Source organism: Burkholderia sp. (genome assembly GCF_018375725.1).
In the GTDB taxonomy this organism is placed as follows: Bacteria; Pseudomonadota; Gammaproteobacteria; order Burkholderiales; family Burkholderiaceae; genus Burkholderia.
This window is the reverse complement of sequence record NZ_JAHACR010000236.1, coordinates 1-6,847: the sequence shown is the minus strand read 5'-3', so window position 1 is coordinate 6,847 and position 6,847 is coordinate 1. Positions and strand designations below refer to the sequence as shown.

General features: G+C 65.9%; 7 protein-coding genes. 3 read left to right on the top strand and 4 right to left on the bottom strand.

What is annotated here, in order from left to right; translation table 11 throughout:
* The 3 genes from KH616_RS19375 to KH616_RS19365 form a co-directional block, all read left to right on the top strand.
* The coding region (locus KH616_RS19375) for an AAA family ATPase (protein ID WP_292249756.1) at nt 1-1,632 on the top strand (1,632 nt) is incomplete at its 5' end.
* A 101-nt stretch (nt 1,633-1,733) separates the two neighbouring features.
* Entirely contained in the window at nt 1,734-3,113 is a 1,380-nt protein-coding gene (locus KH616_RS19370; protein WP_292249755.1) for an amino acid permease, read from the top strand.
* A gap of 212 nt (nt 3,114-3,325) precedes the next feature.
* The gene (locus KH616_RS19365; RefSeq protein ID WP_292249754.1) at nt 3,326-4,093 is read left to right on the top strand and encodes a hypothetical protein; all 768 of its coding nucleotides are present in this window, start codon (nt 3,326-3,328) and stop codon (nt 4,091-4,093) included.
* Nucleotides 4,094-4,148: 55 nt separating this feature from the next.
* Here KH616_RS19365 and dut read toward each other — a convergent pair whose 3' ends face one another.
* The 4 genes from dut to KH616_RS19345 form a co-directional block, all read right to left on the bottom strand.
* The gene (gene dut / locus KH616_RS19360; RefSeq protein WP_292249753.1) at nt 4,149-4,595 is read right to left on the bottom strand and encodes a dUTP diphosphatase; all 447 of its coding nucleotides are present in this window, start codon (nt 4,593-4,595) and stop codon (nt 4,149-4,151) included.
* A gap of 61 nt (nt 4,596-4,656) precedes the next feature.
* Entirely contained in the window at nt 4,657-5,868 is a 1,212-nt protein-coding gene (gene coaBC / locus KH616_RS19355; RefSeq protein ID WP_292249752.1) for a bifunctional phosphopantothenoylcysteine decarboxylase/phosphopantothenate--cysteine ligase CoaBC, read from the bottom strand.
* Nucleotides 5,869-5,937: 69 nt separating this feature from the next.
* Nucleotides 5,938-6,438: a signal peptidase II gene (gene lspA, locus KH616_RS19350; protein ID WP_292249751.1), complete on the bottom strand. Its 501-nt coding sequence runs from the start codon at nt 6,436-6,438 to the stop codon at nt 5,938-5,940.
* Nucleotides 6,439-6,847: zinc finger domain-containing protein (locus tag KH616_RS19345; protein ID WP_292249750.1), on the bottom strand; the 409-nt coding region annotated here is incomplete at its 5' end.

Below are 6,847 nucleotides of genomic sequence, written 5' to 3'. Positions count from 1 at the left end.
ACGGCGATCGCAGAAGGGCTCGCGTATCGCATCACGCGCGGCGAGGTGCCGGACATCCTCGCGAACGCGCAGGTGTATTCGCTCGATATGGGCGCGTTGCTCGCGGGCACCAAGTATCGCGGCGATTTCGAGCAGCGCCTGAAGACGGTGCTCAAGGAGTTGAAGGAGCGTCCGCACGCGATCCTGTTCATCGACGAGATTCATACGCTGATCGGCGCCGGCGCGGCGTCGGGCGGCACGCTGGATGCGTCGAACCTGCTGAAGCCGGCGCTGTCGTCGGGCACGCTCAAGTGCATCGGCGCGACGACGTTCACCGAATATCGCGGCATCTTCGAGAAGGACGCGGCGCTGTCGCGGCGCTTCCAGAAGATCGACGTGACCGAGCCGACCGTCGAGCAGACGGTGGCGATCCTGCGCGGCCTGAAGTCGCGCTTCGAGGAGCATCACGGCGTCAAGTATTCGTCGGGCGCACTGTCGGCGGCGGCCGAGTTGTCGGCGCGCTTCATCACCGACCGGCATCTGCCCGACAAGGCGATCGACGTGATCGACGAAGCGGGCGCGGCACAGCGCATCCTGCCGAAGTCGAAGCAGAAGAAGACGATCGGCAAGGGCGAGATCGAGGAGATCATCGCGAAGATCGCGCGCGTGCCGGCGAAGAGCGAGTCGCAGGACGACCGCAGCAAGCTGCAGACGCTCGATCGCGACCTGAAGAGTGTCGTGTTCGGCCAGGATCCGGCGATCGACGCGCTCGCCGCGTCGATCAAGATGGCGCGCGCGGGGCTGGGCAAGATGGACAAGCCGATCGGGGCGTTCCTGTTCTCCGGCCCGACGGGCGTCGGCAAGACCGAAGTGGCGCGCCAGCTCGCGTTCACGCTCGGCATCGAGCTGATCCGCTTCGACATGTCGGAATACATGGAGCGCCATGCGGTCAGCCGGCTGATCGGCGCGCCGCCGGGTTACGTCGGGTTCGACCAGGGCGGCCTGCTCACCGAGGCCGTCACGAAGAAGCCGCACTGCGTGCTGCTGCTCGACGAAATCGAGAAGGCGCATCCGGACATCTTCAACGTGCTGCTGCAGGTGATGGACCACGGCACGCTGACGGACAACAACGGCCGCAAGGCGGATTTCCGCAACGTCATCATCATCATGACGACGAACGCGGGGGCCGAGTCGATGCAGAAGGCGACGATCGGCTTCACGACGCGCCGCGAAACGGGCGACGAGATGGCCGACATCAAGCGCCTGTTCACGCCGGAGTTCCGCAACCGTCTCGATGCGATCATCAGCTTCCGTTCGCTCGATGAGGAAATCATCATGCGGGTGGTCGACAAGTTCCTGATCCAGCTCGAGGAGCAGTTGCACGAGAAGAAGGTCGACGCGCTCTTCACCGACGCGCTGCGCAAGCATCTCGCGACGCACGGCTTCGATCCGCTGATGGGCGCGCGGCCGATGCAGCGGCTGATCCAGGACACGATCCGTCGCGCACTCGCCGACGAACTGCTGTTCGGCAAGCTGGTCAACGGCGGCCACGTGACGGTCGACGTCGACGAAAACGACAAGGTGACGCTTTCGTTCGACAAGCTGGCGAATCCGCCGCACAAGCCGAATGAAGAGGCGGTCGAGGTCGAATAGGCGATAATCCTCTGTTTCAAGCCAACGGCGCGGGAAGTCTTCCGCGCCGTTTCGTTTTGTCTGGCGCCAGCGGCGCGGGAGTGGGTGTGGGGAGTTCGGGTTTGACACAACGACAACAGGCGTTCGACCGCATCGTCGAACGGGAAGAAGGACTGCGTCACGCGCTGTCGGCGGGACAGATGGCGATGATCGCGATTGGCGGCGCGATCGGCACGGGGCTGTTCCTCGGCAGCGGCTTCGCGATCGGGCTCGCCGGCCCGAGCGTACTGATTTCCTATGCGATCGGCGCGCTGATCGCGCTTCTGTTGATGGGCGCGCTCGCGGAGATGACCGTCGCGCATCCGACGGCCGGCTCGTTCGGCGCGTATGCGGAGCACTACGTCGGCCCGTTTGCCGGGTTTCTGGTGCGTTATGCGTACTGGTTCGCGGTCGTGTTTACGATCGGCACCGAGATCAGCGCGATCGCGGTGTTCATGAAGTACTGGTTTCCCGCCGTGCCCGGCTGGTATTGGGTGATCGGCTTCTCGGCGCTGCTGATCGCCGTCAACATGGGAAGCGTCACGCTGTACGGCTCGGTCGAATACGCGTTCTCGCTGCTGAAGATCGCGGCGATCATCGTGTTCGTCGTGCTCGGCGCTTATCTCGTGTGGTCGGCGCCCGCGGCCTCCGGGATCGGCTTCGCGAACTACACCGCGCATGGCGGCTTCATGCCGAAGGGGGCGTGGGGAACGTGGGTCGCAGTCATCGTGGCGATCTTCAGCTACATGAGCATCGAGGCCGTCGCGATCGCCGCGGGCGAGGCGCGCGATCCCCAGCACGCGGTGACGCGCGCGTTCCGCTCGACGGTGTTCCGGCTCGTGCTGTTCTACCTGTTGACGCTTGCGCTGATGCTGGCGATCGTCCCCTGGACGCAGGCCGGCACCGACGAGAGTCCGTTCGTGAAGGTGATGGCGGCCACGCATGTTCCCTATGCGGCCGGCGTGATCAACTTCGTCGTCCTGGTGGCGGCATTGTCTGCGATGAACAGTCAGCTCTACGTGACGACGCGGATGATGTTCAGCCTGTCGCGTGCGCGGCTCGCGCCGGCGGCGTTCGGCCGGCTTGGCGCGAATGGCGTGCCGCGCGCGGCGCTGTGGGTGTCGACGAGCGGTGTCGCGGTCGCGGCGGTGCTCGTCGCGTTGTGGCCCGAGACCGCATTTACCGCGATGATGGCGATCGCCATGTTCGGCGCGCTGTTGACGTGGCTGATGATCTTCGTCACGCATCTGCGGTTCCGCCGGAATTATCGCGGCCCGGCGCTCGCGTTCCGGATGTGGGGACACCCGTTCGGCAGCCTGCTCGGCGCGGGGCTGGTCGCGGCGATTCTCGTGACGACCGCGTTCACGCGTGAATTCCGGATGACGATGGCGGTCGGCATCGCATTTGTCGTGCTGCTCACGCTCGCATACATGTTGCATTACCGGCATCGGCACGCACACTGAGCGCCAGCTGGTTCGCCCACGAGCCCACGTCGGCCGCTTTTCCCGTATGCGCGATCGGCCTCGCCGTTCCGCGTAGCCGCCGCGTGCACCGGTCAGCGGCCGGGGCATACGGCGCTAAGGCTGCGTTAAGCAAGCATTGTTTACCATTCGAGCAATTGGCGAAGTGGCGCTCCGGGTGCCGCTTCCCGTCCTCCTTTCATCATGAGGTTCGAATGAAAAAACTGCCTGAAATCACGCTGGCGTTCTGGATCATGAAGATCTGCGCGACAACGCTCGGCGAGACCGGCGGCGATCTGCTGTCGACGACGCTGAATGTCGGTTATGCGGTCAGCTCGATCCTGCTGATCGGTTTCTTCCTTGTTTCGCTGGGCGCGCAACTGTCGACAACTCGCTATCGTCCTCCGCTTTACTGGGCGGTGATCGTCGCGACCAGCACGGCCGGCACGACGATGTCGGATTTCATGGATCGCACGCTCGGCCTGGGCTATGCAACGGGCTCGGCGATTCTCGTCGCGATTCTGCTGGCGGTGTTTGCGATCTGGCGCCTGACGGGCGAATCTCTGTCGGTCGACGAGATCAAGACGCGCAAGGTCGAGGTGCTGTACTGGATCGCGATCCTGTTCTCCAACACGCTCGGCACGGCGCTCGGCGATTTCCTGGCAGACAGCTCGGGCCTCGGCTTCGCCGGCGGCGCGTTGCTGATCGGCGGTCTGCTGGCGGCGATCGTGCTTGCGCATTACTTCACGCGTTTGTCGAGCGTGTTCCTGTTCTGGGCGGCGTTCGTGCTGACACGTCCTTTCGGTGCGACGGTCGGCGACCTGCTGACGAAGCCGGTCGCGAAGGGCGGCCTGGCGCTGGGCACGATCGGTTCGTCGGCGGTGCTGTTGAGTGTGCTGCTGGCGCTGGTCGCGTATGCGACGCTCGCGGAGATGCGTCGCCGCCCGGCTGTTGCGGCCGTCGGCGCCGCCGCGGGGAAATGAGGCTCGAGTGGTGACAGAGCGAAGGGGCGGCGCGCAAGCACCGCCCCTTTTTCGTTCAATGGCGGCCGGTGCTGCCGAAGCCGCCCGCACCGCGATCGCTTGCGGCGAAGTCGTCGACGATGTTGAACTGCGCCTGCACGACAGGCACGATCACGAGCTGCGCGAGCCGCTCGAACGGGTTCAGCACGAATGCCGTCTGGCCGCGGTTCCACGTCGAAATCATCAGTTCGCCCTGGTAGTCCGAATCGATCAGGCCGACCAGGTTGCCGAGCACGATGCCGTGCTTGTGGCCGAGGCCGGAGCGGGGCAGGATCATGGCCGCATGGCCGGGATCGGCGAGGTGGATCGCGAGGCCGGTCGGCACGAGCGTCGTTTCGCCCGGCGCGAGCGTCAGCGGCGCGTCGATGCACGCGCGCAGGTCGAGGCCGGCGCTGCCGGACGTCGCGTAAGCGGGCAGGTAGTCGCGCATGCGCGCGTCGAGGATCTTCAGGTCGAGTTTCATTCGGTACGGTAGTGGCGTCGGTGAAGCGCGGCGGCGGCGTGTGCTGCCGCCGCGCGTATCGTCAGATCAGGCGGTTGTCGGGCAGGCGCCGCGCGATTTCCGCAACGAGCGCATGCGCGAGTTCGTCCTTCGGGGCGCGGGGCAGGCGCGTGATGCCGGCCGCGTCGAACAGCGCGATTTCATTGTCGTCGCGGCCGAACGTCTGCGGGCCGAGATTGCCGACGAGGAGCGGCACGTTCTTGCGCTTGCGCTTCTCGTCGCCGTGCGCGTCGAGGTTGCCGCTTTCCGCGGCGAAGCCGATGCAGAACGGCGGATCGGGCAATGCGGCGACCGACGCGAGGATATCCGGATTCTCGACGAACGTGAGAGCGGGCATCTTGCGGTCGGCGGTCTTCTTCATCTTGTGCTCGGCGGGTTGCGCGACGCGCCAGTCGGCGACCGCGGCCACCGCGATGAAGATGTCGGCATCCGGCACGGCGTTCATGACCGCGTCGTACATCTGCTGCGCGGTCTGCACGTCCTCGCGGTAGACGCCCCACGGCGTCTCCAGCGCGACCGGTCCCGCGACCAGATGCACTTCCGCGCCGGCCTGTTGCGCCGCGCGGGCGATCGCGAAACCCATCTTGCCGCTCGAGCGGTTCGTCAGGCCGCGCACCGGATCGAGCGGCTCGAACGTCGGACCGGCGGTGATCAGCACGCGCCGGTGCGACAGCAGTTTCGGCTGGAAGTGCGCGACGATCGCCTCGTAGATCGCTTCCGGTTCGAGCATGCGTCCGTCGCCGACTTCGCCGCATGCCTGCGCGCCCGAATCCGGGCCGAGCACCGCGACGCCGTCGGCGCGGAGCTGCGCGACGTTGCGTTGCGTGGCCGGGTTCTGCCACATCTTGCGGTTCATCGCCGGGACGACGAGCAGCGGACAATCGCGCGCGACGCACAGCGTCGACAGCAAGTCGTCGGCGAAGCCGTGCGCGAGCTTCGCGAGGAAATCCGTCGACGCGGGGGCGATGACGATGGCATCGGCTTCGCGCGACAGGTCGATATGTGCCATATTGTTGCCGATGCGCGGATCCCACTGGCTCGTGTAGACGGGCCGGCCGGAGAGTGCCTGCATCGTGACGGGCGTGATGAACTGGGTGGCCGCGTCGGTCATCGCGACCTGCACGGTCGCGCCCGCCTTGGTGAGCAGACGGGTGAGCTCGGCGATCTTGTAGCAGGCGATGCCGCCTGTCAGGCCGAGAACGAGATGTTTTCCTGCGAGTTCTGCGTGTGCCAACTCGGGCCTCCGAAGGGGTCGATCGAAACGGCCGGCATGTAGCCGGCTGTCAACGCAGTGTATGCGTGCTTAGCGTGCGCCGCGCACGCGACGCAGTTCGTCGTAGACGAGCAGCACCGCGCCGACCGTGATGGCCGAATCGGCGAGGTTGAACGCCGGGAAGTGCCAGGCGCCGGCGTGGAAGTCGAGGAAGTCGATCACGTGGCCGTAGGCGAGCCGGTCGATCACGTTGCCGAGCGCACCGCCGAGGATCAGCGCGAGCGACAGGCTGAACAGGCGCTGATGGCCATGGCGTTTCAGCAGGAAGCAGATCACGAGCGTCGCGCCGATGCCGAGCGCGGTGAACGCCCAGCGCTGCCAGCCGCCCGCGGTCGACAGGAAGCCGAACGCCGCGCCCTGGTTGTAGACGAGCACGAGATTGAAGAACGACGTGAGCGCGTGCTGCGCGCCGTACGCGAAGGTCTTCAGGATCGCGATCTTCGTCAGCTGGTCGAACAGGATGACGACCAGCGATATGCCGAGCCACGGCGCGAGCGCGCCACCGGACGCTTTCGACAAGGTTTTGGCCATTTACGCAGCGCTCCGGATTTCGCCGTTTTCAAACAGGTTCGAGAAGCAGCGACCGCACAGCGTCGGATGATCGGCGTGTGCGCCGACGTCCTCGCGGTAATGCCAGCAGCGTTCGCACTTCTGGTAGCGCGATGCGGCCACGTCGATGCTTTCCTGCGTATCGTCGTCGACCTTGACGACCGTGGCGGCCGACGTGATGAGCACGAACTTCAGATCGTCGCCGAGGCTCGCGAGCGCGTCGTAGCGCGCGCCGCTCGCCTGCACGGTGACTTCCGCCTGCAGCGACGAACCGATGCGGTTCGCGGTGCGGGCTTCCTCGAGCGCCTTCGTGATGTCGCCGCGCACGGCGCGCAGGATTGCCCACTTGTCGATCAGCGCGGCGGCATCGGCGATGTCCGGATACGCGTAG